Annotated in this window: 20 protein-coding genes and 1 tRNA gene; 11 read left to right on the forward strand and 10 right to left on the reverse strand. The window is 55.2% G+C overall.

Annotated elements, in window-relative coordinates; genetic code table 11:
• The first annotated feature begins 137 nt into the window (after nt 1–137).
• Both gyrA and rcsC read left to right on the forward strand, forming a co-directional pair.
• The gene (gyrA, locus tag AC3WS9_RS07160; RefSeq protein ID WP_282495143.1) at nt 138–2,774 is read left to right on the forward strand and encodes a DNA topoisomerase (ATP-hydrolyzing) subunit A; all 2,637 of its coding nucleotides are present in this window, start codon (nt 138–140) and stop codon (nt 2,772–2,774) included.
• Nucleotides 2,775–2,905: 131 nt separating this feature from the next.
• The gene (rcsC, locus tag AC3WS9_RS07165) at nt 2,906–5,752 is read left to right on the forward strand and encodes a two-component system sensor histidine kinase RcsC (protein ID WP_492487517.1); all 2,847 of its coding nucleotides are present in this window, start codon (nt 2,906–2,908) and stop codon (nt 5,750–5,752) included.
• Between the two features lie 51 nt (nt 5,753–5,803).
• On the opposite strand, the gene rcsB is transcribed toward rcsC, so the two are convergent.
• A complete protein-coding gene (gene rcsB, locus AC3WS9_RS07170; RefSeq protein WP_015959795.1) occupies nt 5,804–6,454 on the reverse strand; it encodes a response regulator transcription factor RcsB in 651 nt (216 codons plus the stop codon).
• 16 nt (nt 6,455–6,470) lie between these two features.
• Nucleotides 6,471–9,143, reverse strand: a complete 2,673-nt coding sequence (gene rcsD, locus AC3WS9_RS07175) for a phosphotransferase RcsD (RefSeq protein ID WP_492487519.1) — start codon at nt 9,141–9,143, stop codon at nt 6,471–6,473.
• Between the two features lie 741 nt (nt 9,144–9,884).
• On the opposite strand from rcsD, the gene AC3WS9_RS07180 reads away from it, so the two are divergent.
• The 6 genes from AC3WS9_RS07180 to mgtE all read left to right on the forward strand — a co-directional run bounded on the left by AC3WS9_RS07180 (nt 9,885) and on the right by mgtE (nt 17,282).
• The gene (locus AC3WS9_RS07180) at nt 9,885–11,003 is read left to right on the forward strand and encodes a porin OmpC (protein ID WP_282495140.1); all 1,119 of its coding nucleotides are present in this window, start codon (nt 9,885–9,887) and stop codon (nt 11,001–11,003) included.
• Nucleotides 11,004–11,120: 117 nt separating this feature from the next.
• On the forward strand, nt 11,121–12,176 hold the full coding sequence (gene apbE, locus AC3WS9_RS07185) for an FAD:protein FMN transferase ApbE (RefSeq protein ID WP_492487521.1): 1,056 nt from the start codon (nt 11,121–11,123) through the stop codon (nt 12,174–12,176).
• A 72-nt stretch (nt 12,177–12,248) separates the two neighbouring features.
• Nucleotides 12,249–13,313: a bifunctional DNA-binding transcriptional regulator/O6-methylguanine-DNA methyltransferase Ada gene (gene ada, locus AC3WS9_RS07190; RefSeq protein WP_492490307.1), complete on the forward strand. Its 1,065-nt coding sequence runs from the start codon at nt 12,249–12,251 to the stop codon at nt 13,311–13,313.
• The gene (gene alkB / locus AC3WS9_RS07195) at nt 13,313–13,963 is read left to right on the forward strand and encodes a DNA oxidative demethylase AlkB (RefSeq protein ID WP_492487523.1); all 651 of its coding nucleotides are present in this window, start codon (nt 13,313–13,315) and stop codon (nt 13,961–13,963) included. Before ada ends, alkB begins: the two co-directional genes overlap by 1 nt.
• Before the next feature lie 76 nt (nt 13,964–14,039).
• Nucleotides 14,040–15,683 carry a multidrug ABC transporter permease/ATP-binding protein gene (locus tag AC3WS9_RS07200; RefSeq protein WP_492487525.1) on the forward strand — a complete coding sequence of 548 codons (1,644 nt, stop codon included), beginning with the start codon at nt 14,040–14,042 and terminating at the stop codon, nt 15,681–15,683.
• A 162-nt stretch (nt 15,684–15,845) separates the two neighbouring features.
• A complete protein-coding gene (mgtE, locus tag AC3WS9_RS07205) occupies nt 15,846–17,282 on the forward strand; it encodes a magnesium transporter (protein ID WP_282495135.1) in 1,437 nt (478 codons plus the stop codon).
• On the opposite strand, the gene AC3WS9_RS07210 is transcribed toward mgtE, so the two are convergent.
• Nucleotides 17,245–18,546 (reverse strand): SulP family inorganic anion transporter, encoded by a 1,302-nt coding sequence (locus AC3WS9_RS07210; protein ID WP_492490308.1) that lies wholly within the window; start codon nt 18,544–18,546, stop codon nt 17,245–17,247. The genes mgtE and AC3WS9_RS07210 overlap by 38 nt on opposite strands.
• A 190-nt stretch (nt 18,547–18,736) precedes the next feature.
• On the opposite strand from AC3WS9_RS07210, the gene mqo reads away from it, so the two are divergent.
• Entirely contained in the window at nt 18,737–20,392 is a 1,656-nt protein-coding gene (gene mqo / locus AC3WS9_RS07215) for a malate dehydrogenase (quinone) (protein WP_285149274.1), read from the forward strand.
• A 46-nt stretch (nt 20,393–20,438) separates the two neighbouring features.
• Here mqo and eco read toward each other — a convergent pair whose 3' ends face one another.
• Entirely contained in the window at nt 20,439–20,948 is a 510-nt protein-coding gene (gene eco, locus AC3WS9_RS07220) for a serine protease inhibitor ecotin (protein ID WP_285144016.1), read from the reverse strand.
• Between the two features lie 204 nt (nt 20,949–21,152).
• On the opposite strand from eco, the gene AC3WS9_RS07225 reads away from it, so the two are divergent.
• Nucleotides 21,153–21,413 (forward strand): DUF2534 family protein, encoded by a 261-nt coding sequence (locus AC3WS9_RS07225; protein ID WP_282495132.1) that lies wholly within the window; start codon nt 21,153–21,155, stop codon nt 21,411–21,413.
• A gap of 50 nt (nt 21,414–21,463) precedes the next feature.
• Here the strand turns inward: AC3WS9_RS07225 and AC3WS9_RS07230 are convergent, their stop codons facing one another.
• From AC3WS9_RS07230 to AC3WS9_RS07250, 5 genes are all read right to left on the reverse strand, one after another.
• Nucleotides 21,464–22,117, reverse strand: a complete 654-nt coding sequence (locus tag AC3WS9_RS07230; RefSeq protein ID WP_285154328.1) for a helix-turn-helix domain-containing protein — start codon at nt 22,115–22,117, stop codon at nt 21,464–21,466.
• 170 nt (nt 22,118–22,287) lie between these two features.
• Nucleotides 22,288–22,527, reverse strand: coding sequence for a DinI family protein (locus tag AC3WS9_RS07235; RefSeq protein WP_282495130.1), 240 nt, complete (start codon nt 22,525–22,527; stop codon nt 22,288–22,290).
• A 124-nt stretch (nt 22,528–22,651) separates the two neighbouring features.
• Nucleotides 22,652–22,728, reverse strand: a tRNA-Pro gene (locus tag AC3WS9_RS07240).
• Nucleotides 22,729–22,800: 72 nt separating this feature from the next.
• Nucleotides 22,801–24,561 carry an LPS biosynthesis-modulating metalloenzyme YejM gene (gene yejM / locus AC3WS9_RS07245; protein WP_324722751.1) on the reverse strand — a complete coding sequence of 587 codons (1,761 nt, stop codon included), beginning with the start codon at nt 24,559–24,561 and terminating at the stop codon, nt 22,801–22,803.
• Nucleotides 24,562–24,580: 19 nt separating this feature from the next.
• Nucleotides 24,581–24,808 (reverse strand): YejL family protein, encoded by a 228-nt coding sequence (locus AC3WS9_RS07250; protein ID WP_014884596.1) that lies wholly within the window; start codon nt 24,806–24,808, stop codon nt 24,581–24,583.
• Between the two features lie 134 nt (nt 24,809–24,942).
• On the opposite strand from AC3WS9_RS07250, the gene yejK reads away from it, so the two are divergent.
• Nucleotides 24,943–25,950 carry a nucleoid-associated protein YejK gene (gene yejK / locus AC3WS9_RS07255; protein ID WP_282495128.1) on the forward strand — a complete coding sequence of 336 codons (1,008 nt, stop codon included), beginning with the start codon at nt 24,943–24,945 and terminating at the stop codon, nt 25,948–25,950.
• Between the two features lie 50 nt (nt 25,951–26,000).
• On the opposite strand, the gene rplY is transcribed toward yejK, so the two are convergent.
• Entirely contained in the window at nt 26,001–26,285 is a 285-nt protein-coding gene (gene rplY, locus AC3WS9_RS07260) for a 50S ribosomal protein L25 (protein ID WP_095282702.1), read from the reverse strand.
• Nucleotides 26,286–26,366: the final 81 nt, after the last annotated feature.

A 26,366-nucleotide genomic window follows, 5' to 3' on the forward strand; every position in this document is an offset into this window, starting at 1 on the left:
TACTCCTTATTTCGCAAGAGGATCGAGTATATCAGGCTCTCCCCGTGAATAAAGCATACAGGTTTACCTGTCTGAGAGCGGTTGTGTTATAATTTGCGACCTTTGAATCCGGGACACAGTAGAGGGATAGCGGTTAGATGAGCGACCTTGCGAGAGAAATTACACCGGTTAACATTGAGGAAGAGCTGAAGAGCTCCTATCTGGACTATGCGATGTCGGTCATTGTTGGCCGTGCGCTGCCGGATGTCCGAGATGGCCTGAAGCCGGTACACCGTCGCGTACTATACGCCATGAACGTATTGGGCAATGACTGGAATAAAGCCTACAAAAAATCTGCCCGTGTCGTTGGTGACGTAATCGGTAAATACCACCCTCATGGTGATACCGCCGTTTATGACACTATCGTGCGTATGGCACAGCCATTCTCCTTGCGTTACATGCTGGTAGATGGCCAGGGTAACTTTGGTTCTGTCGATGGCGACTCCGCTGCGGCGATGCGTTATACGGAAATCCGTATGTCGAAAATCGCCCATGAGCTGATGGCCGACCTGGAAAAAGAGACGGTGGATTTCGTCGATAACTACGACGGCACCGAGCGCATTCCAGACGTGATGCCAACCAAGATCCCAAACCTGCTGGTGAACGGTTCTTCCGGTATCGCCGTGGGTATGGCCACCAATATTCCACCGCACAACATCACGGAAGTGATCAACGGCTGCCTGGCCTTTATTGAAGATGAAGACATCAGCATTGAAGGGCTGATGGAACACATCCCTGGCCCGGACTTCCCGACTGCCGCCATCATCAATGGCCGTCGCGGTATTGAAGAAGCCTACCGCACCGGTCGTGGCAAAATTTATATTCGTGCCCGCGCCGAAGTAGAAGCGGACGCAAAAACCGGTCGTGAAACCATTATCGTCCACGAAATTCCGTATCAGGTGAACAAAGCGCGCCTGATCGAGAAAATCGCGGAGCTGGTGAAAGACAAACGCGTTGAAGGCATCAGCGCGCTGCGTGACGAGTCTGATAAAGACGGTATGCGCATCGTGATTGAAATCAAACGCGACGCCGTGGGTGAAGTGGTTCTGAACAACCTCTACTCCCAGACTCAGCTGCAGGTTTCCTTCGGTATCAACATGGTGGCATTGCACCATGGTCAGCCGAAGATCATGAACCTGAAAGAGATCCTGAGCGCGTTCGTCCGTCACCGCCGTGAAGTAGTGACTCGCCGTACTATTTTCGAACTGCGTAAAGCACGCGATCGTGCCCATATCCTCGAAGCTCTGGCCGTTGCGCTGGCGAACATCGACCCGATCATCGAACTGATCCGTCGTGCGCCAACCCCTGCCGAAGCGAAAGCGGGCCTGGTTGCCCGTTCGTGGGAGCTGGGTAACGTGGCCGCCATGCTGGAACGTGCGGGCGATGACGCTGCGCGTCCTGAGTGGCTGGAGCCGGAGTTCGGCGTGCGTGACGGTCAATACTATCTGACTGAACAGCAGGCCCAGGCGATTCTGGATCTGCGTCTGCAGAAACTGACCGGCCTTGAGCATGAAAAACTGCTCGACGAATACAAAGAGCTGCTGGAGCAGATCGCTGAGCTGCTGCACATCCTCGGAAGCGCAGATCGTCTGATGGAAGTGATTCGCGAAGAGCTGGAGCTGGTCCGCGACCAGTTTGGCGATGAGCGTCGCACTGAGATCACCGCCAACAGCGCGGATATCAACATCGAAGATCTGATCAACCAGGAAGATGTGGTTGTGACCCTGTCTCACCAGGGCTACGTGAAGTATCAGCCGCTGACCGACTACGAAGCACAACGTCGTGGTGGTAAAGGCAAATCTGCTGCACGTATTAAAGAAGAAGACTTTATCGACCGCCTGCTGGTGGCCAACACCCACGACACGATCCTCTGCTTCTCCAGCCGAGGTCGTCTCTACTGGATGAAGGTCTATCAGCTGCCGGAAGCGAGCCGTGGGGCGCGTGGTCGTCCAATCGTCAACCTGCTGCCGCTGGAGCCGAACGAACGTATCACCGCGATCCTGCCGGTACGCGAGTACGCAGAAGGCGTGAACGTCTTTATGGCGACCGCCAGCGGGACCGTGAAGAAAACCGCACTGAAAGAGTTCAGCCGTCCGCGCTCTGCCGGCATTATTGCCGTCAACCTGAACGAAGGCGACGAACTGATCGGTGTGGATCTGACTTCCGGTTCTGATGACGTGATGCTGTTCTCTGCCGCCGGTAAAGTGGTGCGCTTCAAAGAGAGCGCCGTGCGCGCAATGGGTCGTACGGCGACCGGCGTTCGCGGTATCAAACTGGCTGGCGAAGACAGCGTTGTTTCCCTGATCATTCCACGTGGCGAAGGCGCAATCCTGACCGTGACGCAGAATGGTTACGGTAAACGTACCGCGGAAGGGGAATACCCAACCAAGTCTCGCGGCACGCAGGGCGTTATCTCGATCAAAGTCACCGAGCGTAACGGCTCCGTGGTCGGCGCGGTACAGGTTGATGACTGCGACCAGATCATGATGATCACTGATGCAGGCACCCTGGTGCGTACCCGCGTTTCTGAGATTAGCGTTGTGGGTCGTAACACCCAGGGCGTGATTCTCATCCGTACTGCGGAAGACGAAAACGTGGTTGGCCTGCAGCGTGTGGCAGAGCCGGTGGATGACGAAGAGCTCGATTCCATCGACGGAAGTGTGGCAGAAGGCGATGACGAAATTGCGCCGGAAGCAGACACCGACGACGATGCGGCAGATGATGCCGAAGAGTAATGTCTCCTGACAGAAAAAAGGGCCGGATACCGGCCCTTTCTTTTTTGCAGACAAGCGAACATTGCGGCAAACGGCGTTTACCGCTACCTTAACCACATTCTTTTTGACCCTGATGGCGGAGCTTCGCCCCCTTGAAATACCTCGTCTCCTTTCGTACCACGCTTAAAGTCTCTCGCTATCTTTTCCGGGCGCTGGCGTTATTGCTCTGGTTACTCGTGGCGCTGTTCTCGGTGTTTTACATCGTCAATGCGCTGCATCAGAAGGAGTCCGAGATCCGTCAGGAGTTCAACCTAAGCTCCGATCAGGCCCAGCGCTACATTCAGCGCACGTCTGACGTGATGAAAGAGCTGAAGTACATTGCTGAAAACCGTCTGACGGCGGAGAACGGCATTCTCGCCACCCGCGGGCGAGAGGATAAAACGGAAGTCCCGGACTTCGAGCCGCTCTTCCCCGATTCCGACTGCTCGGCGATGGGCAACACCTGGCGCGGCTCCCTTGAGTCGCTGGCCTGGTTCATGCGCTACTGGCGCGATAACTTCTCGGCAGCTTACGATCTGAACCGCGTGTTCCTCATCGGCAGCGAAAACCTGTGCATGGCTGATTTCGGTCTGCGCGATGTGCCTGTCGAACGCGAAGATGCCCTGAAAAGCCTGCACGAACGCATTATCAAATACCGTAACGCCCCGCAGGAAGAGCGAGGCAACAATATCTTCTGGATCAGCCAGGGGCCGCGTCCGGGCGTGGGCTATTTCTATGCCCTGACGCCGGTCTATCTGGCTAATCGTCTGCAGGCCCTGCTGGGCACCGAGCAGACCATTCGCATGGAGAACTTCTTCACGCCGGGCAGTTTGCCGATGGGCGTGACCATTCTCGATGAGAACGGCCATAAGCTGATTTCACTCACTGGGCCGGAAGATCGGCTGAAAGTCGATCCGCGCTGGATGCAGGAGCGCTCCTGGTTCGGTTATACCTCGGGCTTCCGTGACCTGGTGCTGAAGAAAAGCCTGCCGCCGTCTTCCCTGAGCATTGTCTATTCCGTGCCGGTGGATATGGTGCTGGAGCGCATCCGGATGCTGATCCTCAACGCCATTCTGCTGAATGTGCTGGTCGGGATCGCGCTCTTCACCCTGGCGCGAATGTACGAACGCAAGATTTTCATCCCGGCGGAGAGCGACGCCCAGCGGCTGGAAGAGCACGAGCAGTTCAACCGCAAAATTGTGGCCTCGGCGCCGGTTGGGATCTGTATCCTGCGCACCCAGGACGGGACCAATATCCTCAGTAATGAGCTGGCGCATAACTATCTGAACATGCTGACGCATGAGGACCGACAGCGGCTGACGCAAATCATCTGCGGCCAGCAGGTTAATTTCGTCGACGTGTTAACCAGCAACAACACCAACCTGCAAATCAGCTTTGTGCACTCGCGCTATCGCAACGAAAACGTGGCGATCTGCGTGCTGGTGGATGTCTCCTCGCGCGTGAAGATGGAAGAGTCGCTGCAGGAGATGGCGCAGGCGGCGGAACAGGCCAGCCAGTCGAAATCCATGTTCCTCGCGACCGTCAGCCACGAGCTGCGCACGCCGCTGTACGGGATTATCGGGAACCTCGATCTGCTGCAAACCAAAGAGCTGCCGAAGGGGGTCGACCGTCTGGTGACGGCGATGAACAACTCTTCGAGCCTGCTGCTGAAAATCATCAGCGACATTCTCGACTTCTCCAAAATTGAGTCCGAGCAGCTGAAAATCGAACCGAGCGAGTTTTCCCCGCGCGAGGTCATGAACCACATCAGCGCCAACTATATGCCGCTGGTGGTGCGCAAACAGCTGGGGCTGTACTGCTTTATCGAGCCGGATGTGCCGCTGACGCTGCACGGAGACCCGATGCGCCTGCAGCAGGTGATTTCAAACCTTCTCAGCAACGCCATCAAATTCACCGATGTGGGCTGCATTGTGCTGCACGTCTCCCGCGCCGGGGATTATCTCAGCATTCGTGTGCGTGATACGGGTGTCGGTATTCCGGCCAAAGAGGTGGTCAAACTGTTTGATCCGTTCTTCCAGGTCGGGACCGGCGTGCAGCGTAACTTCCAGGGAACGGGCCTCGGCCTGGCAATCTGCGAGCAGCTGATCAGCATGATGGACGGCGATATTTCGGTCGATACCGAGCCGGGCATGGGCAGTCAGTTCACGATCCGCATCCCGCTTTACTCCGCCAAGTATCCGGTCAAAACCCCTGCGGAAGGGCTGAGTGGGAAAACCTGCTGGCTGGCAGTGCATAATGCCTCGCTGTATGCCTTCCTGGAGTCAATGCTGACGAGCCGGGGTCTGAATGTTGTGCGTTACGAAGGCCAGGCCACGGGCGATGACGATACGCTGATCACGGACGCTGAAGTCGATCCGTCGTGGAAGGGCAGAGCGGCGATTATCTTCTGCCGTCGTCATATCGGTATTCCGCAGGAGCGGGTGCCGGGTGAATGGACGCACAGCGTCGCCACGCCGCATGAACTGATGCATCTCCTGGCGCACATTTATCGTGTGGAAGTGGACGAAAATGACGGCGTGAGAGTATTGCCGTCACCGGACTCAACCGTTGCGATGAACGATGACATGATGATTCTGGTGGTCGACGATCATCCGATCAACCGCCGCTTGCTGGCGGATCAGCTTGGATCGCTGGGCTATCAGTGCCTGACGGCCAATGATGGCGTCGATGCCCTGAACGTGCTCAGCAAAAATCATATTGATATCGTGCTCAGTGACGTCAACATGCCGAATATGGACGGCTATCGTCTGACGCAGCGTATCCGTCAGCTCGGCCTGACGCTGCCGGTTGTTGGCGTGACGGCGAACGCGCTGGCGGAAGAGAAGCAGCGTTGTCTCGAGTCGGGCATGGACAGCTGTCTGTCGAAACCGGTAACGCTGGATGTGATCAAGCAGACGCTGTCGGTCTACGCCGAGCGGGTCCGGAAATCCAGGACGTAAAAAAACCCGGTCAGCGCGAGCGCGACCGGGTTTTTTAATGGCAGAGCGGAATCAGTCTTTATCGACCGCGCTCAGTGTTACCGAAGAGAGATAGTTCAGCAGGGCGATGTCGTTTTCGACACCCAGCTTCATCATCGCGGATTTCTTCTGGCTACTGATGGTTTTGATACTGCGGTTCAGCTTCTTGGCAATCTCCGTGACCAGGAAACCTTCGGCGAACAGGCGCAGCACTTCGCTCTCTTTCGGCGACAGACGTTTGTCACCGTAACCACCGGCGCTGATTTTCTCGAGCAGACGAGAGACGCTTTCCGGGGTAAATTTCTTACCTTTCTGCAGCGCAGCCAGCGCTTTCGGCAGATCGGTTGGCGCGCCTTGCTTGAGCACAATCCCTTCAATATCGAGTTCCAGCACGGCGCTTAAAATCGCCGGGTTGTTGTTCATCGTCAGAACGATGATCGAAATGCTCGGGAAGTGGCGCTTAATGTATTTGATCAGCGTAATCCCATCACCGTATTTGTCTCCAGGCATGGAGAGATCGGTAATGAGGACATGGGCATCAAGTTTCGGGAGGTTATTGATAAGTGCTGTAGAGTCTTCAAATTCACCGACAACATTCACCCACTCGATCTGTTCAAGTGATTTGCGAATACCGAACAGTACAATCGGGTGGTCATCGGCAATAATTACGTTCATATTGTTCATGTATAAGGCTACCTTGCTACAGCAAGCTTTTGACGTAGGCGTCAATGTCGCTGATGTATTTTTCTGTGCCAGAAGCATCTTTCTCGCGAATGAGATGTTCCAGCGTTTCACATAACTGCTTGCCCGGAACCAGATTGAGCATGGCAAACACCCCTTTAAGCCGGTGTGCTGTCTGTGCCAGCGCGGCGAAATCCTTCGCTGCGGACTCAGTATACAACCGCTTAACATCATCTGGTACTGTATCTACGAAGAGCGAATAATATCCACTGGCATGGAGTTCGGCATTTTCATCGCCACCCAACGGGGACTCCAGGATCTCTTCTTGCGCCAGCTGCTCCTCTATTAGTTGTAGTACAGCTTCCTGCATCGCATTGCTCATATTAAAGTTGACGCGCATCTGGCCAGGGCCGATTTTTCGCACGCCTGACTCATCATCGCTTAAAAGCAAGCCCGAGGCAGTAAGATTAGACGGATTATCAGTTAAAAACAGATCATATTCTTGACTCGTAAGCCTTTCGTCCGGAGTGATGCAGGACGCGCCCCAGTTTTCCAGCTGACGAACCACGATGTTGCGGATCTCGCTCGAGGTCACATCCACCATGATCACCACGTCATCCAGCAGACCTTCTTCATCCTCTTCCTGCGGCGTCGCGGCCATTTTCACATGCAGGGAATAGCGGGTGCCGAGCGACTCGCGGGCTTTAATGTTCAGATGACCGCCGAGTTTGCGCGCCAGCTGATCGCACAGCCAGAAGGTGAGGGCGTTGGCTTTGCCGTACCGGTCACTCTGGGTATCGTTGAGGAACGGGAAGTGCAGATTGTCGACTTCGCTAAGCGTCACGCCTTCGCCGGTATCGAGAATGCGGAACGTCAGGCGATCTTCGGCGGATTCGTCGCTGCTCACTTCCAGCGTGATTTTGCCGATTTGCGTCGTCGTGACGGAGTACTGAATCAGCATCAGCACGATGCGGCGCAGGGCGTCGCGGTCGCCGTGGCGTTTATCATTGGCCGGGAGATGGTTGTTAATCAGCAGCTGCAGCCCTTTGCGCTTGATCACCGGCAGAACTTCCGGCACCACTTCGTTAATCAGATCCTGAATAGAGAACAGGGTAGCGTTACCTTTCCAGGTATCGTTCTCCAGCATATTGGCGAGCTGGATCTCATCCACCATGCGTACCAGGTTATCCGCCTGACTGGCGATCTGCTGGCTTTCCGGCGCGCTGATACTCGCCGCCTGGCTGGCCAGCTCTTTCAGCGGTCGTTTAAAGGCATCGCTGATGTTTTGCATAAACACCGCGCGGCCCTGCTGGTTTTTCTCGTACAGCCGCTGGGCCTGTTTCAGCTTCTTGTTCACCAGCACTTCGCGGTCCTGATCGCGGATGATAAAGATCTGGGTGCGGGAGGCGACCTGGCTGCGGAACTGGCGGATCTCGTACAGTTCATTATTAATGGTGGCCTGAATCACCCCCTGATGCTGGTCGGCCATCGCGGTGATGTTCTGCAAATTCAGGTGCGGCAGCAGGTGGTCGGCAATCTTGTTGCTCATGATCGTGCGATTGGCTTCCTGATCATGCACCAGCAGCCCAAGCGGAAGAATAGAGACGATCTCTTCGTTCAGCGCCCGCAGCACGCGCAGTTCGTTGCTGGAGCCCGATGACGACAGGCTCTCGCTCTGACGGCCCGGCTGGAAGCGGAAGGTGCTATAACCAAACAGCGCCAGCGCCAGCAGGCCGATGTTCAGCAGCAGCGGCAGAAGGATATTTTGCAGGGTATCCAGCAGCAAGGTGCCAAAGGGTACCTGCCAGACCAGGCGCATACCGGTTGAGTTCAGCGGCGAGGCAATCTCTATCTTCGAACCGTTAAAAGTGATGGACGCGCTCTCGGGGCTCTCTTTTTTATCCGCCGGCGCGCGCATGTTCTGCGCTGAGTTGTCGGGCTCCAGGCGGAAGCTGTCCAGCGGCATATCCGGCGGGATCAGATCGTTAATCGGTAAATCGAAGGCGACAACGGTGGCCAGATGCCCCGGCTGGTTAAAGGTGGTGCGCAGGGTAAAGTAGTGACCGTTTTGCCACGCCAGGCGGCGCAGAGAAGAGAAACTTTCGCGCTCATCGAGGGCGTTCGCCTGCTGGAGCATCTCTGCCCGGCGGGAATCGACGATCGACCCGATGGTGGACTCTTTAAATCCGGAAGAGAGATCTTTCAGCGGTAGAGTCGAGATCAGGATCATGCTGTTGTCCTGACCGTTCAGATAGTACATCGACCACGGCACGGTTTCCGCGCCCCACAGGGTGTCGAGATAAGCGGACATCCGCTGCGTCATCTCAAGAGTTGCGCTGTCGTGCGAGCCAAAAATCAGCGCCTCGGTTTTACGGCGCGTTTTCTCAAGGTAATAGACATCCTGCTTAAGCCGCGTCTCCTGCAAATTTTCGCCAGATGTGCTTCCCGGTGCGGCGGCAATGTTGTCGTAGATCTGCCAGGTCGCGTAACGCCAGGTGTCAATGCGCTTATGCACCGCGTGGGTGATATCGACAATCTGGTAGCTTCTGTCCTTCAGCCAGGTGTTAACCGCGCTCTGTACCATCACCCCCATCGTCACCAGCAGCACGATGATCAATAGAAGGAAGAAGCGGGTGATGCTCCCGGGAAGAAGGGAGAACTTACCTGTTGCTGTGGTTTCAGACTGACTCATTGCTATGTTTAACCCGATATGGCCGCACGTAAGGGGGAGAGGGCAGTATAAAGGGTAATACCTGAATTTCCAGCATCCTGGCCTGACCAGCGGGACTTTTTCTGCGTTAAATATCAGTCAGTAAAACGGCTCTGAAAGTGTACAAACGGAACCTGGCTGTACAAATAGCGGGCAAGATAAACGAAAAATAGCACTAATTAACAAGAAATTAAAATTTGTTAAAATGCGGAGAGGGGAGTTTTAGGGCGCAATCGAATTAATTAATAGTTGTTATGATTTCAGTGCGGTAGCACATAATAATTCAGGTTACGTAAAGAAGAGTAAAAAAAAACCGAATGCATGTGCACTCGGCTCAATTAGGGATAAACAGACATTCAAAACTGAATGACGGTAATAAATAAAGTTAATGATGATAGCGAGAGTTATTTTAGTGATGTAGACAGGTTTTGTTTTGACAATCAGTGCGGTAAAGATATATTGATCTAAGTGGCTGATATTTATGCGTTGTATTCCTTCTTTGATTATTAGTGCTTTATTTTTTAGCTCTTCGTGCTATTGAAAAGTTCCCTCTTATTTACAAAATGAAACATGTTTATAGACATATGAAACATCTTCAAAGTTTTCGTATCATATTCTTATTGGATTATTCTGTAATTTTGCGGAGAATGAAGTTGCCGATCGGTTAAGAGGGTTAACCGGTAAGCAGTGGCATAATAAGGCATATAACAGAGGGTTAATAAAATGAAAGTTAAAGTACTGTCCCTCCTGGTACCAGCTCTGCTGGTAGCAGGCGCAGCAAATGCGGCTGAAATTTATAACAAAGACGGCAACAAATTAGATCTGTTCGGTAAAGTCGACGGTCTGCACTATTTCTCCGACGACAAAGGTGCTGATGGCGATCAGACCTACATGCGTATCGGCTTCAAAGGCGAAACTCAGGTCAACGATCAGCTGACCGGTTACGGCCAGTGGGAATACCAGGTTCAGGGCAACACCACTGAAAGCGACAACCAGTCCTGGACGCGTGTGGCGTTCGCGGGTCTGAAATTTGCTGACGCGGGTTCTTTCGATTACGGTCGTAACTACGGCGTTATCTATGACGTGACTTCCTGGACTGACGTACTGCCAGAATTCGGCGGCGACACCTACGGTGCGGACAACTTCCTGCAGTCTCGTGCTAACGGCGTAGCAACTTACCGTAACCAGGACTTCTTCGGTCTGGTTGATGGCCTGAACTTTGCTCTGCAGTATCAGGGTAAAAACGGCAGCGTCAGCGGTGAAAACACCACCGGTCGCAGCACGCTGAAACAGAACGGCGACGGCTACGGCGCGTCCCTGACCTACAACCTGGGCGAAGGCTTCAGCGTAGGTGGTGCGATGTCCTCCTCTAAACGTACTGCTGACCAGAATGCTGCAGGCGTGTACGGCGAAGGCGATCACGCAGAAGTGTACAGCGGCGGCCTGAAATATGATGCTAACAACATCTACCTGGCAGCGCAGTACTCTCAGACCTACAACGCAACCCGTTTCGGTGACTCTCAGAGCAGCAGCGACATCTACGGTTTCGCCAACAAAGCGCAGAACTTCGAAGTGGTTGCACAGTACCAGTTCGACTTCGGTCTGCGTCCATCCGTGGCTTACCTGCAGTCTAAAGGTAAGGACGTGAGCAACAACACCACCAACTTCGGCGATCAGGATCTGCTGAAATATGTTGATGTTGGCGCGACTTACTACTTCAACAAAAACATGTCCACCTACGTGGATTACAAAATCAACCTGCTGGATGAAAACAACTTCACCCGTCAGGCTGGTATCGGTACTGATGACATCGTCGCTCTGGGTCTGGTTTACCAGTTCTAAGACACGCTCAGTAACACAAAAGGGGCCAACAGGCCCCTTTTTCTGTTCTATTAATAACGTCTTACCAGTGACCTGTTTTGGTATACTCTTGCCGCCCAGGCATGAGGATAATAACGAATGGACATGACTTTTTGGCGCGCCGGCCTTCTGGCGAGCTTTTTCTTACTGGCGGCATGCGACCCCTCCACCTCTGCGGTAAAACCTGCGGCCCCCGCCGCGACGGTGCTGGAAGGGAAGACCATGGGGACCTTCTGGCGCGTCAGCATGATGAATGTGGACGCCAGACGTGCGGACGAACTGCGCGATAAAATTCAGTCTCAGCTCGACGCTGACGATCAGCTGCTCTCCACCTATAAAAATGACTCCGCGCTGATGCGTTTCAATTTGTCGAACAGCACCTCCCTGTGGCCGGTCAGCGAAGCGATGGCCGATATCGTCACCGAGGCGCTGCATATTGGCTACAAAACGAACGGCGCGATGGATATCACCGTCGGGCCGCTGGTGAATCTGTGGGGTTTTGGCCCGACGAAACAGCCAGAGCATATTCCCGATCAGGCGCAAATTGACGATGCCCGTGCGCGTACCGGTTTGCAGCACCTGACGGTGATCAATCAGTACGGACAGCAGTATCTGCAAAAAGACATTCCCGATCTGTTTGTTGACCTGTCGACGGTCGGCGAGGGCTATGCCGCGGATCATCTCGCCGCGCTGATGACCCAGGAGGGGATCCCGCGATACCTCGTTTCCGTGGGCGGCGCACTGGTGAGCCGGGGTCTAAATGCCAGCGACAAGCCCTGGCGCGTGGCGATCCAAAAACCGACCGACACCCAGAATGCGGTGCAGGCGGTGGTGGATATCAACGGCCACGGCATCAGCACCTCTGGCAGTTACAGGAACTATTACGAACTGGACGGGAAGCGTCTTTCGCACGTCATCGATCCGCAAACTGGCCGCCCGATCGAACATAACCTGGTTTCTGTCACTGTGATTGCGCCGACTGCGCTGGAAGCCGATACCTGGGATACCGGGCTGATGGTTCTCGGGCCGGAAAAAGCCAAAGAGGTGGTGCGTCAGGAAGGGCTGGCGGTGTACATGATCACCAAAGAGGGTGACACGTTTAAGACCTGGATGTCACCGCAGTTCCAGAGCTTCCTCGTCAGCGAACAAAATTAAAAAGCAAGGTTGCGGGTTTTTGTTCAGTGGCACTCGGGCATTGTATGAGTATGCTTGTAAGAGGAGCCGATGATGAAAAACCTGACCCTGAATACCGATGAGCAACGCTGGCTGGCCGTGCTGGCCCGCGATGCTCACGCCGATAACCAGTTTGTTTTTGCCGTCCAGACGACCGGCATCTATTGCCGTCCCTCCTGCCGGGCGCGTCACGCCCTGCGCAAAAATGTGAGTTTCTATCCCGATTCCGCCCATGCTGAGCAGGCAGGATTTCGCCCCTGCAAACGCTGCGCGCCGGACAAAGCCTTCCCGCAGGCGCAGAAGATGGCCCAAATCGAAAAAGCCTGCCGCCTGCTGGAAAAGGATTCGACCCTGACGCTTAACGCGCTCGCGGAGCAGGTCGCCATGAGCCCGTTCCATTTTCATCGCCTGTTCAAATCCGTCACCGGCTTGACGCCCAAAGCCTGGCAGCAGGCGGCGCGCGCGCGGCGTTTACGCAGTGCGCTGCAGCAGGGCGACAACATTACTGATACCGTCCTTGCCGCCGGATTCCCCGACAGCAGCAGCTACTATCGCAAAGCCGATGACGCGCTGGGGATGACAGCGAAACAGTATCGCCGCGGCGGAAGTGACGTGGCTGTGCGCTACGCCATCAGCGACTGCAAACTGGGCCGTTGTCTGGTGGCGGAAAGCGAGCGCGGGATCTGCGCGATCCTGCTGGGAGATAACGACGGTGAGCTGATGGAAGAGATCCAAACACTCTTTCCCCATGCGCAGGCGGAATCTCCTGAGGGGGATTTTGCGGTCAGACTGCTGCAGGTGATCCACAGCCTGGACCACAGCGGCACCGCGCTGGCCCTGCCGCTGGATATTCGCGGGACCGCGTTCCAGCAGCAGGTCTGGCAGGCGCTGCGCGCGATCCCTTGCGGCGAAACCGCCAGCTACCAGCAGGTCGCCAGCGCCATCGGCAAACCTAAAGCGGTTCGGGCGGTGGCGAGCGCCTGCGCGGCCAACAAACTGGCGATTATCATCCCTTGTCACCGCGTGGTGCGAAACGACGGGGCTTTATCAGGCTATCGCTGGGGAACGGCGCGCAAAGCGCAGCTGTTGCAGCGTGAAGCGAATCATCAGGAGGAGTGATGCTGGATCTCTTTGCAGATAGCGATCCCTGGGAAGAGCCGTTAGCGCCCGGCGCGGTCATTCTGCGCCGCTTCGCGCTGGCCCGTGCAGAGGCGATGTTTCAGGCCATCGACGCGGTCGCGGAGATCTCGCCGTTTCGCCACATGGTCACGCCGGGCGGCTACACCATGTCGGTAGCGATGACCAACTGCGGCGCGCTCGGCTGGACGACGAACGAGCGGGGGTATCTCTATTCTCCCGTCGATCCCCTGACGCAACACCCCTGGCCTGCGATGCCCGCCGCGTTCAGCGCGCTCTCCCATGATGCCGCCGTCGCCGCGGGATATCCGCATTTTCAGCCCGACGCCTGCCTGGTCAATCGCTACGCGCCGGGGGCGAAACTGTCGCTGCATCAGGATAAAGACGAGCCTGACTTAGGCGCGCCGATTGTTTCTGTGTCGCTGGGCCTGCCAGCCGTTTTCCAGTTTGGCGGTTTGCGTCGCAACGATCCGCTCAAACGCCTGATGCTTGAGCACGGCGATGTGGTGGTGTGGGGCGGGGAATCGCGGCTCTTTTATCACGGGATTCAACCCCTTAAACCCGGCGTGCATCCGCTGGCGGGGGAGTATCGCTATAATCTGACCTTCCGACAAGCCTCTGATAGCGAATAAAAATAAGAATTATTCTTGATGTAACCGTCGGGCAGTTTACACTGCTGGCTGTTTTTTCTTGTCCGGATTGCTTTGCATGCAACTACTTCTCCTTGTCTGGCGTCAGTACCGCTGGCCGTTTGTCGCGGTCATGGCGCTCAGCCTTGCCAGCGCCGCGCTGGGCATTGGGCTTATCGCCTTTATTAACGTGCGTCTGATTGAAATGGTCGATACGCAACTGTCGGTCTTGCCCGAATTTCTCGGCCTGCTGCTGCTGTTGATGGCCGTGACGCTGGCCTCGCAGCTGGCGCTGACGGCGCTGGGGCACCATTTCGTCTATCGCCTGCGCGGCGAATTTATCAAACGTATTCTCGACACTCAGGTTGAGCGCATCGAGCAGCTGGGCAGCGCGTCTCTGCTGGCGGGGCTGACCAGCGATGTGCGGGCGATTACCATTGCCTTTGTCCGTCTGCCGGAGCTGGTGCAGGGGATTATCCTGACCTTCGGCTCTGCCGCCTATCTCGCCTGGCTGTCGACCAAAATGCTGGCCGTGACCGCAATCTGGATTGTCGTCACCATCTGGGGCGGCTATCTTCTGGTGTCGCGCGTGTACAAGCACATGGCGGTGCTGCGTGAAACGGAAGATAAGCTCTATAACGACTACCAGACGGTGCTGGAAGGGCGCAAAGAGTTGACCCTGAACCGCGAGCGCGCCGAGCACATCTTCAATAATCTCTATATCCCGGATGCGCGCGAGTATCGCCATCACATTATTCGCGCCGATACCTTCCACCTGAGCGCGGTGAACTGGTCGAACATTATGATGCTCGGCGCGATTGGCCTGGTGTTCTGGATGGCGAACAGCCTCGGCTGGGCGGATACCAACGTAGCGGCGACTTACTCCTTGACGCTGCTGTTCCTGCGCACGCCGCTGCTCTCCGCCGTGGGCGCGCTGCCGACGCTGCTCAGCGCGCAGGTGGCGTTCAGAAAGCTGAACCAGTTTGCTCTGGCACCGTTCCGCGCGGAATTCCCGCGACCTAAAGCCTTCCCGGACTGGAAAACGCTGGAGCTGCGTAACGTCACTTTCCACTATCAGGACAATAACTTTGCCGTCGGTCCGGTCAACCTGACCATCCACCGTGGCGAACTGCTGTTCCTGATTGGTGGCAACGGCAGCGGGAAATCGACCCTGGCGATGCTCCTGACCGGGCTGTATCAGCCGCAGTCGGGTGAGATTTTGCTGGATGGTCAGGCGGTGTCCGTCGAGAAACCGGAAGATTACCGCAAGCTCTTCTCCGCGGTCTTTACCGACGTCTGGCTGTTTGATCAGCTGTTAGGGCCGGAAGGCAAACCGGCCAATCCTGCGCTGGTGGCGAAGTGGCTGGAGCAGCTGAAAATGTCCCACAAGCTGGAGCTTCAGGACGGCAAAATCCTCAATCTCAAGCTGTCAAAAGGGCAGAAAAAGCGTGTGGCGCTGCTGCTGGCGCTGGCGGAAGAGCGCGATATTATCCTGCTGGACGAATGGGCGGCCGATCAGGACCCGCACTTCCGCCGCGAGTTTTATCAGGTGCTGCTGCCGCTGATGCAGGATATGGGCAAAACCATTTTTGCCATCAGCCACGACGACCACTACTTCATTCATGCTGACCGGTTACTCGAGATGCGTGACGGCAAGCTCAGCGAGCTGACCGGCGACGAGCGCGATGCCGCGTCGCGGGATGCAGTGGCGCGTACGGCGTAATCCCCAAAAAATGCCGGGTGGCGGCTTCGCCTTACCCGGCCTACTCAACGTCAAAACATGTAACACCCGCCGCTTTTTTCGTCATTCCGGCCATTTGTTTATTATCATTTACATTCCCTCAGGCTATGCTTGATATCACCTTATTTCATGGATTTATGATTGATGTCTTTGATAACCAAAAACAGCGCAAGGCTGCGCGATCAGGAGCGCGCCCGACTCATCTGGCTCCTCACCACAGATAAAGCAGTCACGTCGGCGTTATTAGGCAAATTAACCCTGGCTGAGCAATATGACGTCGGTACTCTGACCGACGATATTGCTGAGGTAGGGGCGCTGGTTGCACATCTGCCGCCGCCGGATCTGGCGGATACCCTCGAATCTCTCCCTTCGGAAGAGCGTCACGCCTTATGGCGACTGGTGCAGGATCACGAACGCGGCCAGGTCCTGCTGGAGGCGTCCGAAAACGTCTGGGACGATCTCATCGATGAGATGAGCGACCGCGAGCTTCTCGATGCCGTGCAGACGCTGGATATCGACGAGCAGATCTACCTGGTTCAGCACCTGCCGCGTAACCTGACGGGCCGCCTGCTGGCGTCGCTCCCGGCGGCAGAGCGCGCTCGCGTGCGCCAGGTGATGGATTTCGACAAGGACAGCGTCGGCGCGATCATGGAGTTCGAGGTGATCATGGTGCGCCCGGACGTCACGCTGGCGACCGTGCAGCGCTATCTGCGCCGCAAGGGCAAAATGCCGGAGAACACCGACAAACTGTTCGTCACGGCGCGCGACAAAACTTTGCTCGGTGAACTCACGCTGCAATCCATCCTGCTGAACGGCGCGCAGCGCCGGGTGAGTGAGGTGATGAACACCGAGCCGATGGTCTTCTCCCCGGAAGATGACGCCGAAAAAGCGGCGCGTACCTTCGAACGTGACAACCTGATCAGCGCCGCGGTAGTCGATTCCGTCGGTAAACTGATGGGCCGCGTGACGATCGATGAGATCGTTGACGTGGTGTATGAAGAGACCGACAACGATCTGCGCGCATTAGGCGGTTTGAGTGCCGAAGATGACGTGCATGCCTCCGTCGGCAAAGCGGTCAAAACGCGCTGGGCGTGGCTGGCGATAAACTTATGTACGGCGTTCATTGCCTCCCGCGTAATTGATGGTTTCGAACACACCATCTCACAGCTGGTCGCCCTGGCTTCCCTGATGCCTATCGTGGCGGGGATTGGCGGGAACACCGGCAATCAGACTATCACCATGATTGTGCGCGCCCTGGCGCTGGAGAAAATTCAGCCCGGCAACTTTACGTTTCTGATCTTCAGAGAGATGGGTGTGGCGCTGATCAACGGCCTGGTCTGGGGCGGGATCATGGGCGGCATCACCTGGTGGCTGTACGACGATATGGCGCTGGGTGGCGTGATGATGCTGGCGATGGTGCTAAACCTGCTGGTGGCCTCGATGATGGGGGTGATTATCCCCCTGACCATGACCCGATTTGGGCGCGACCCCGCGGTGGGGTCGAGCGTCATGATCACCGCCATTACCGATACCGGCGGCTTCTTTATTTTCCTTGGTCTGGCGACGATTTTCCTGCTTTAAGAGCCTGCTTGCGCTTCAGACGGGCGGGGATTATCGCCATCACGATAATGCCGCCCAGCACGCCAATCGCCAGATTGCCGGTGGAAACGGTGGCCGCCACGGTCACCAGCATTACCAGCGTTTCGGCGATTGGGGCGTTTTTCACAGTGCCCGGCTGGATGCTGTGCCAGTTAAAGGTTTTGAAGGCGACAATCGCCATAATCCCCGCCAGCACCGCCATTGGGATGTGCGCCATCACTTCACTGAGCGCAGTCACCAGAATCAGCAGGACCACGCCTGCGGAGAGCGTAGAAAGTCGGCTGCGTCCTTTCCCCATCTCCACGTTGACGATGGTTTGCCCGATCATCGCACATCCGGCGATGCCGCCGTAAAAGCTGGACAGGATATTCGCCACGCCCAATCCGATGCTCTCCCGGCGCTTGCTGGACGGCGTCAGAGTCAGCTCATCTACCAGTTTTGCCGTCAGCAACGACTCCATCAGCCCGACAAAGGCGATGCTCAGGGCGCAGGGCCAGATGATGCTGAGCGTCTGCAGATTCAGCGGCACCAGCAGCTGCGTCAGCCCCGGCAGGCCACCGCTCATGGAGCCTTCATCCCCGACGGTGGGCAGAAGTTGCCCGCTGGTGACGGTAAAGACGGTCAACACGACAATCGCGATCAGCGGTGAGGGAACGCTCTTAATAAAGCGCGGCGCCCAGAGCACGATCAGCAAGGTGAGGACAAACAGGCCGACGATCAGCGGGCTTTTGGTCCAGAAATGCGGAACCTGAGCAAAGAAAATCAAAATACCGAGGGCGTTCACAAACCCGGTCATCACCGACTGGGGGATAAAGCGCATCAGTCGCGCCATGCCCAGCGCGCCGAACAGGATTTGAATCAGCCCGGCGAGGATCACCGCAGGCAGGATGTACTGAACCCCGTGCAGATGCACCATAGGGCCAATCACCAGCGCGACAGAACCCGCAGCGGCGGTGACCATCGCCGGGCGACCACCGAGAACGGACATCGCCAGACACAGCACCACCGAGGCGATCAGACTCACCTTCGGGTCAACGCCCGCGACCACGGAAAACGAAATGACTTCGGGGATCAGCGCCAGGGCGGTAATCACACCGGCTAAGGTTTCGCGCATCAACAGTTTGGGGGAGCGGAGTACGCTCGCCACGCGGCCATCGTCAGGCGTCAGGGCAGAAGAGTGGGGTAATGACATAGATATTCGCTGGTTAGGGCAGGCTTCCGTGCGCGCGATCACAAAGTGCAGCATAGTAGCCACAAATACCCCGCTGTGCCAGCCAGCAGTTCGCTTATCCCTACAAAAAATCCAACATTTAATTTCACAATTACAATAATTTCTTAACCTTTAAACAATGTTTAAAAATTGTTAACGTTGCCCCGCAGCTTATTTCACCTGCAATTTCCACGTAAAAAGCACGACTACAAGTAAGGCATAAATGATGAAAAAAATGACTGCCATGCTCTTTTCTATGGCCGTAGGGCTGAGCGCCATCTCGATGGCGGCGAAGGCTGACACCCCGAAAGAGCAGGAAACGGACGTCCTTTTAATTGGCGGCGGCATTATGAGCGCCACTCTGGGCACCTACTTACAGGAATTACAGCCAGACTGGTCGATGACCATGGTTGAGCGCCTGGATGGCGTAGCGCAGGAGAGTTCGAACGGCTGGAACAACGCCGGTACGGGCCACTCGGCACTTATGGAACTGAACTACACTCCGCAGAAAAAGGACGGTTCCATTAGTATCGAGAAGGCGGTAGAGATCAACGAAGCATTCCAGATCTCCCGTCAGTTCTGGTCACATCAGGTCAACAGCGGCGTGATGCACGATCCGCACTCCTTCATTAACACCGTTCCGCACATGAGCTTCGTGTGGGGCGACGACAACGTCAATTTCCTGCGTGCGCGCTATGCGGCGCTCCAGCAGAGCAGCCTGTTCCGCGGCATGAAATATTCTGAAGATCATGCCCAGATCAAAGAGTGGGCACCGTTGGTGATGGAAGGGCGCGACCCGAATCAGAAAGTGGCCGCCACGCGCACTGAGATCGGCACCGACGTCAACTACGGCGAAATCACCCGTCAGCTGGTGGGCGCATTGCAGAAGAAGGATAACTTCAAACTGCAGGTCAGCACCGAAGTGCGCGGCTTTAAGCGCAACGCGGATAACAGCTGGAGCGTGACCGTTGCCGATCTGAAAAACAACGAAGCCGAGCATGTGATCAAGGCGAAATTCGTCTTTATCGGTGCCGGTGGCGCTGCGCTGAAGCTGCTGCAGGAGTCCGGTATTCCTGAAGCGGACGACTATGCGGGCTTCCCGGTCGGCGGTCAGTTCCTGGTATCCGATAACCCGGAAGTGGTGAATCGCCATCTGGCGAAAGTGTATGGTCAGGCTTCTGTCGGCGCACCGCCGATGTCGGTTCCGCACATCGATACCCGTATTCTGGACGGTAAACGTGTGGTGCTGTTTGGGCCGTTCGCGACCTTCTCCACTAAATTCCTCAAAAACGGCTCTCTGTGGGATCTGCTGAGTTCCACCACCACCTCGAACTTTATGCCGATGGTGGACGTGGGCCTGGATAACTTCGATCTGGTGAAATACCTGATTAGCCAGGTGATGCTCTCCGATGACGATCGCTTTGCTGCCCTGCAGGAATATTACCCGCAGGCGAAGAAAGCCGACTGGCGTCTGTGGCAGGCGGGTCAGCGCGTGCAGATCATCAAACGCGATCCGAAAGAGGGCGGTGTGCTGCGTCTGGGTACGGAAGTGGTGAGCGACAAAGATGGCACCATTGCGGCGCTGCTGGGCGCGTCTCCTGGCGCATCCACCGCGGCACCGATCATGCTGCATCTGATGGAAAAAGTGTTTAAAGATAAAGTCGCCAGCCCGGAATGGCAGGCGAAGCTGAAAACCATTATTCCTTCCTACGGCACTAAGCTGAACGGTAACGTGGCGGCGACGGAACAAGAGCTGGAATACACCAGCGGCGTTCTGCAGCTCAAATACGAGAAACCGCAGGCGGCGGACGCGGCACCACAAGCGCAACCGCAGGCAAAACCTCAGCCGGAATCTAAACCGGTCGCGGATATCGCGCTCTGAGTGAGCTGAATACAAAAAGGCCGGGTATCGCTACCCGGCCTTTTTTTTAACGCACGACGGCGTTTTCGACTTTTTCGTCCGCTTTCCAGATGCGGAATTTCACGTCGACATTATCCGGTGTGTACACCACGATCGGTAATTTGCTGTTATAGCGCAGAAGGCTGTTTTCGCCCAGATAGGCGGTCACGAACTGCTGGGTTTTCTTGCCATCCGGGCAGGCCATCATGGTCGAAACCGGAGACGTCACTTTATCAAAGACGTAGTAGTCATAGCCCCAGCCTTCGAGGGTTTTGCTCTCCAGTTTGCCGCCCAGGCGATGACGGTTACAGTCCACTTCCAGGTTCTGACCAATCAGCAGCTCCACTTTAAACGCCGATTCATCTTCCTGAGCCGGGAGCTGAATGACCTGACGCTTCATGCCTTTTTCCGCCTGCGGGTAGGGCGCGATTTTTTCCAGAGGCTGCGGCTTCTGTGTGTCGCTGGCGAAAGCGCTGGTGCTCATGCAGGCTGCGGCCAGCAGGGCAATGGCAAATTTAGGGGTGTTTTTCACAGTCATTCCTTTTATGTCAAACAATCGATGCAAGATTAGCACAGCGCAGAGAACTGTTTGGTTTGATTTACCTATATTTTGATTTCATACGGTTGATTGCACTACTTTGGAGGCGTCAGGGTAGTTGTTAATGCTGAGATGGAATGAAAGGGAAGATCGTGTTAGGGTTAGCGGAATATATTGTTATTCATCTGTAAAGGAAAGAGAGACATGGTCCGCGCAAAGCTTAACACTCCCGAAGGCAGGAAGTTTTTACTGGCGCTGTTTGTGGTGTTTCTGATTGCCGCAGCAGGCGTCGGACGAGCGACAATCGTCGGTGTGATTGAGCAGTACAATATTCCGCTGTCCGAGTGGACGACCAGTATGTACGTGCTGCAATCGGCGATGATTTTTGTTTACAGCATGGTCTTCACGATCCTTCTGGCGATTCCGCTGGGGATCTTTTTCCTGGGCGGCCCGGATAAGCGCTAATTGGTTATGTGCATCAATGAGGTTATCAGCTGATGACCTCATTAAACGTCTCAGTCAGATGACGCCACCGCATCATTAATAAAAATAAGCACACCGCGTTCAATGCCGATGGATTTTTCTTTTTTCATTTTGGCCAGAATACCCATCACCCCGCTACGCGATAACGCCGTCTTTTCCATAATGTATTTACAGGCATTCGTTTTTAGACGGTACTGTTCACTCTCGTTCATTAAATCAATCAAACAGTCGCGAATAATATCCTGCGCGCGCAATCCGATACTGTGATTGCTCAGTGTGGCCTGTAACCCCATGATATACAGAAGATAGTTACTGTAGTCTTCCCACAATGATTTTCCTCTGATAATTGCCATCGCCTCTTTGTAAGGCAGAATGGCGACTTTCACCTTCGTCGCGGTCATTAAGCGGAACGTATTCGCCATGTAATCCGGGTGTGAGATACCCGCGACAAAAGGGGCTTTGATCGTCCCTTTCAGTATTCCATCATCAATGCGAGAAATATCGATCAACCCTTCAAGCAGAATGAGGCAGAGTCGCCCGCTCGTATTTTCGAGATGAAGGATACGGTGAGCAGAAAAATGTTTAATGTCGGCCAGCGGAAGAAAGTGGCGAGTAAGGCGCTCTATCTGCGTAAAAGGCTTAAAACGAGTCAGAGTATGAATCGGCATAACAGCTTTGGGGTTCATGATGTTGCCCATCGTTTTTTAATAATTATCGCAGAAGTCATGAAACGCGCAATCACCTGCTGACTCAATAGCTTAAATCATCGCGCGCAGACTGAACCTTGCTAAAAAAATCCCCGGTGCATTGACCAGGGATTGGGGCATTTATGTTGAGAGCGTCGTATGTGGAATGGTTACTCTGAAACCATCCACATATCCGCTTCTTCGAACATCTCTTCCAGCATGCGGTTAAGTTTCTCACGATCGCTTTTACTGGCGTCGCTGTTTAAGCCGTTAGCCTGCATCGGTTTAACTTTCACCACGGCATCCGGGAAAATCCGGTGCACGCGTTTGGTTAACTCAGTGAGAATAATGTCGCTGGCGCCTGGCAACCCTGCAACGTTGCGCTTGTCATAAACGAGTTCAACAAACATAACTGCCTCATGATAACTGTTTTTATGTACAGTATTTTCGCGACGAAGCGGGGGAAAGTCAAGCCGTCCGGGCGTTCAGGCATAAAAAAACCAACCCTAAAAGGTTGGTTTTTTTTAAATGTTTTGGTCGGCACGGAGAGATTTGAACTCTCGACCCTCGCCACCCCATGACGATGCGCTACCAGGCTGCGCTACGTGCCGATGCTGTAAAAAGATACTACCTGTTTGCTTTCCGATTGCAAGATCAGGCGACGCTAACTGATTTAAAATTAATCAGTTAGCGATGAACCGTTTCTCGTCGGTCAGCACCTGCAACAGCAGACTGAGCTGAGGTTTCTGGTCGTGGATCTTCTCGCCCTGCAGGTCGTAAGTCTGGTAATTGCCGTTGCTGTTCAGCACCAGCGTCTGCTCCGGCGTGGTGACGGCCAGGGTGTTTCCACTTGCCGCGGTCACCCAGTTGTGGCGACGCGTTGCGCTAAACAGATCCTGTCCCTGCGAGTACTCATTCGCCGGTGTGCTGACATGAAGCAGGCGCTGCATCAGCGTGGTCATCACGTCTTTATGGTCGGTCAGCATATTGATGCGCTGCGCAGGCGTACCCGGCCAGTGAACCACCAGCGGAACGTGCAGATTAGGGCGCGTCCAGCTCATCTCTTTCGCTTCATCACCGAGCGGAATACCGTGGCCGGCGGTAATAATCACCACCGTGTTATCCAGCTTGCCGGATTCGCGCAGGGCGTTCAGCACGCGCGCAATCTGGTCGTCGACGTTACCCACCGCACGGCTGTAGCGACGCATAAAGCCTTTCTGGTTGCTGTCATCCATGGTCGTACCGTTGAACGCGACCCATGAGAACCAGCGGTTATCTTCCTGCGCGTAGCGGTTAAGCCAGTTCACCCACTGACCGGCGGTCTGTTCGTCGGACTGGTTTTGCGCGGCAGGCAGAGAGAAATCAGAGAGCAGCGCCTGGCGATACAGCGGGCTGCTGAAACCGTCCGAGGAGAACAGCCCCAGCTGATAGCCCTGTTGATTCAGAGAGGTAATCAGCGCCGCCGGTGTACGGGAAGAGAGCACGCCGTCCATGTAGCCCGCGGAAATACCGTAGAACAGGCCAAAGATACCGGCGTCGGTGTTATTCCCCGAACTCATATGTTGGGTGAAATTGATGTTCTGCTCGGCGAACTGCGCCAGCGCAGGCATCTGCTTCTCGTAGCGGGAATAGTTCAGGCCGTCGACGGTAATGAGCAGAACGTTCTGGCCCTGGCCCATATCGCGATAGCGCAATTCACTCAGCGGATACTGAACCGACACCGCTTCCGGATTGCCTTGCTCCACCAGACGACGCTGGTACTCCTGCGCATCCAGCAGACCGTGTTTCTCAAGAAAGCGACGGGCCGTCATCGGGTAGGAGAGCGGCAGGTTGGCGCGCTGCATGGTAATCGGGCGATAGAAGTTCGCATCCGCCCAGATGTACATAATGTGTGAGCTGATAAACGCCACGAAAAACAGGGCGGCAATCGGCTGGGCGTAGTGACGGCGTCGGGTCAGGCTACGCAGTTTTTGCCAGCTCCAGGTGGCAAACAGCATCTCAATCAGCAGGATAATCGGCACGCTGATAAACATCAGCTGCCAGTCACGCGCGGTTTCGTTCTGGTCGGGATTGATCACCAGTTCCCAGACGATGGGATTGAGATGGAGGTGAAAACGGGTGAAAACTTCGCTGTCGATCAGCAGCAGGGTCATACCGACAGTGGCGAGGATAGCGGATAAAAACCGCATCAGCCGCTGCGACATCACGATAAACGTCAGGGGGAACAGAATCAGCAGATAGGTGGCGAAAACCAGAAAACTAAAGTGCCCGACAACGCTTATCCAGGAGTAAACACGCCCGGTCAACGTCGTCGGCCAGTCGGCCACTAAAAGATAACGGCTGCCGAGGACTATGGCCAACAGAATGTTGAACAAGGCAAACCAGTGCCCCCAGCTTACCATCTGGGACACTTTTTCGCGGTAGCGCTGACGATTCGTCACCATAGACTGTCGTTCGTTTCCCTTAATGCGCCTGGTCGTTGCTGACTGAAGACTGCAAGGCCTGGGCGAATGATTTTGCGATCGCCTGACGTTGAGCCGGAGCAACGCTGGTATTGATAAGGTTGGTGACCATATTTCCCAAAACCATCAGGGAGAGATCGGTCGGCGTTTTGTGTTTCTCAAGTACGTTGACCAGCTCACTGAGCAGTTGTTCAACGTGTTCATCACTATAGCGGGAATGTTGTGGCATAAATCGAAATCAGTTTGTTGATGAAAGGGCAACATATTACCGTAGCAACAGCTTTTTTTCCCCTTTTTTATCTTCTGTTGCACACATGCGTGGGTGATGGTTGAATACCGCCCGGTCTTTAAGGAGAGTTTATCATGAGTCTGGATATCAACCAGATTGCCTTGCACCAGCTTATCAAGCGTGATGAGCAAACCCTGGAGCTGGTGCTTCGCGATTCGTTACTGGAATCAACGCCTACCGTTACGGAAATGATGGCGGAGCTGCACCGCGTCTACAGCGCGAAGAATAAAGCCTATGGCATGTTCACCGAAGAGAGTGAGCTGGCGGAAAGCCTGCGCCTGCAACGCCAGGGTGAAGAAGATTTTCTGGCCTTTAGCCGCGCGGCCACCGGCCGTCTGCGCGACGAGCTGGCGAAATATCCGTTCGCTGATGGCGGTATCGTGCTGTTTTGCCAGTATCGCTATCTCGCCGTGGAGTATCTGCTGGTCACGGTGCTGAGTAATCTGAGTAGCATGCGCGTCAACGAGCAGATGGATATCAGCTCTACGCACTATCTGGATATCAACCACGCCGATATTGTGGCGCGTATCGATCTGACCGAATGGGAAACCAATCCGGAATCAACGCGCTACCTGACGTTCCTGAAAGGGCGGGTGGGCCGCAAAGTGGCCGATTTCTTCATGGATTTCCTCGGTGCCAGCGAAGGTCTGAACGCCAAAGCGCAGAACAAAGGGCTGCTGCAGGCGGTCGACGATTTCACGGCAGAGGCGCAGCTCGATAAATCCGAGCGTCAGAACGTGCGTCAGCAGGTGTACAGCTACTGCAACGAACAGCTGCAGGCGGGCGAAGAGATCGAACTGGAATCCCTCTCGAAAGAGCTGTCAGGCGTTAGCGAGGTCAGCTTCCACGAGTTTACGGCGGACAAAGGCTACGAGCTGGAAGAGAGCTTCCCGGCGGATCGCAGCACCCTGCGTCAGCTGACTAAATTTGCCGGTAGCGGTGGCGGATTGACGGTGAACTTCGATGCTATGCTTCTGGGCGAGCGCATTTTCTGGGACCCGGCGACGGACACCCTGACCATCAAAGGCACCCCACCGAACCTGCGAGATCAGCTGCAGCGTCGCACTTCTGGCGGTAAATAACAGCCATAAAAAAACCCCGCATTGCGGGGTTTTTCTCAACTTGTTGGCGATTAAGCGCGAACGAAGTCGACGTGAGACAGTTTTGGCTTGAACGGGTGACGCTGAACAGCCTGAACTTTCACTTTTTCTTCTTTACCATCGAAAACGATAGTCAGAACTTCAGTGTAGAACCCTTCTTTAGTCTGCTGGTTCCAGACTTTGTCCTGGTCCAGTTCGATTGCGACTGGAGCAGCATCGCCACCATAGATGATAGCCGGGAACTTGTTAGCTGCGCGCAGGCGGCGGCTCGCACCCTTACCCTGCACAGAACGTACTTCTGCATTGATAGTGAACATTGATTTCTCTCTGTAAATAAGTCCTGCTACAGGCGACCCAGCAGCAGGTGAGTGTTCTGCCTCACGGATGTGAAGCGGGCG

It is taken from the genome of Lelliottia sp. EB106-05-01-XG201 (assembly GCF_058791735.1).

What these genes read in the sequence shown, in the direction of transcription:
- rcsB (WP_015959795.1), bottom strand. Translation starts at nt 6,454, where the DNA reads ATGAACAATATGAACGTAATTATTGCCGATGACCACCCGATTGTACTG.
- AC3WS9_RS07210 (WP_492490308.1), bottom strand. Translation starts at nt 18,546, where the DNA reads ATGCTGCACTTTGTGATCGCGCGCACGGAAGCCTGCCCTAACCAGCGA.
- yejK (WP_282495128.1), top strand. Translation starts at nt 24,943, where the DNA reads ATGAGTCTGGATATCAACCAGATTGCCTTGCACCAGCTTATCAAGCGT.
- AC3WS9_RS07250 (WP_014884596.1), bottom strand. Translation starts at nt 24,808, where the DNA reads ATGCCACAACATTCCCGCTATAGTGATGAACACGTTGAACAACTGCTC.
- yejM (WP_324722751.1), bottom strand. Translation starts at nt 24,561, where the DNA reads ATGGTGACGAATCGTCAGCGCTACCGCGAAAAAGTGTCCCAGATGGTA.
- mgtE (WP_282495135.1), top strand. Translation starts at nt 15,846, where the DNA reads ATGTCTTTGATAACCAAAAACAGCGCAAGGCTGCGCGATCAGGAGCGC.
- apbE (WP_492487521.1), top strand. Translation starts at nt 11,121, where the DNA reads ATGGACATGACTTTTTGGCGCGCCGGCCTTCTGGCGAGCTTTTTCTTA.
- AC3WS9_RS07180 (WP_282495140.1), top strand. Translation starts at nt 9,885, where the DNA reads ATGAAAGTTAAAGTACTGTCCCTCCTGGTACCAGCTCTGCTGGTAGCA.
- AC3WS9_RS07200 (WP_492487525.1), top strand. Translation starts at nt 14,040, where the DNA reads ATGCAACTACTTCTCCTTGTCTGGCGTCAGTACCGCTGGCCGTTTGTC.
- rplY (WP_095282702.1), bottom strand. Translation starts at nt 26,285, where the DNA reads ATGTTCACTATCAATGCAGAAGTACGTTCTGTGCAGGGTAAGGGTGCG.
- AC3WS9_RS07235 (WP_282495130.1), bottom strand. Translation starts at nt 22,527, where the DNA reads ATGTTTGTTGAACTCGTTTATGACAAGCGCAACGTTGCAGGGTTGCCA.
- gyrA (WP_282495143.1), top strand. Translation starts at nt 138, where the DNA reads ATGAGCGACCTTGCGAGAGAAATTACACCGGTTAACATTGAGGAAGAG.
- ada (WP_492490307.1), top strand. Translation starts at nt 12,249, where the DNA reads ATGAAAAACCTGACCCTGAATACCGATGAGCAACGCTGGCTGGCCGTG.
- AC3WS9_RS07225 (WP_282495132.1), top strand. Translation starts at nt 21,153, where the DNA reads ATGGTCCGCGCAAAGCTTAACACTCCCGAAGGCAGGAAGTTTTTACTG.
- alkB (WP_492487523.1), top strand. Translation starts at nt 13,313, where the DNA reads ATGCTGGATCTCTTTGCAGATAGCGATCCCTGGGAAGAGCCGTTAGCG.
- AC3WS9_RS07230 (WP_285154328.1), bottom strand. Translation starts at nt 22,117, where the DNA reads ATGAACCCCAAAGCTGTTATGCCGATTCATACTCTGACTCGTTTTAAG.
- rcsD (WP_492487519.1), bottom strand. Translation starts at nt 9,143, where the DNA reads ATGAGTCAGTCTGAAACCACAGCAACAGGTAAGTTCTCCCTTCTTCCC.
- mqo (WP_285149274.1), top strand. Translation starts at nt 18,737, where the DNA reads ATGAAAAAAATGACTGCCATGCTCTTTTCTATGGCCGTAGGGCTGAGC.
- eco (WP_285144016.1), bottom strand. Translation starts at nt 20,948, where the DNA reads ATGACTGTGAAAAACACCCCTAAATTTGCCATTGCCCTGCTGGCCGCA.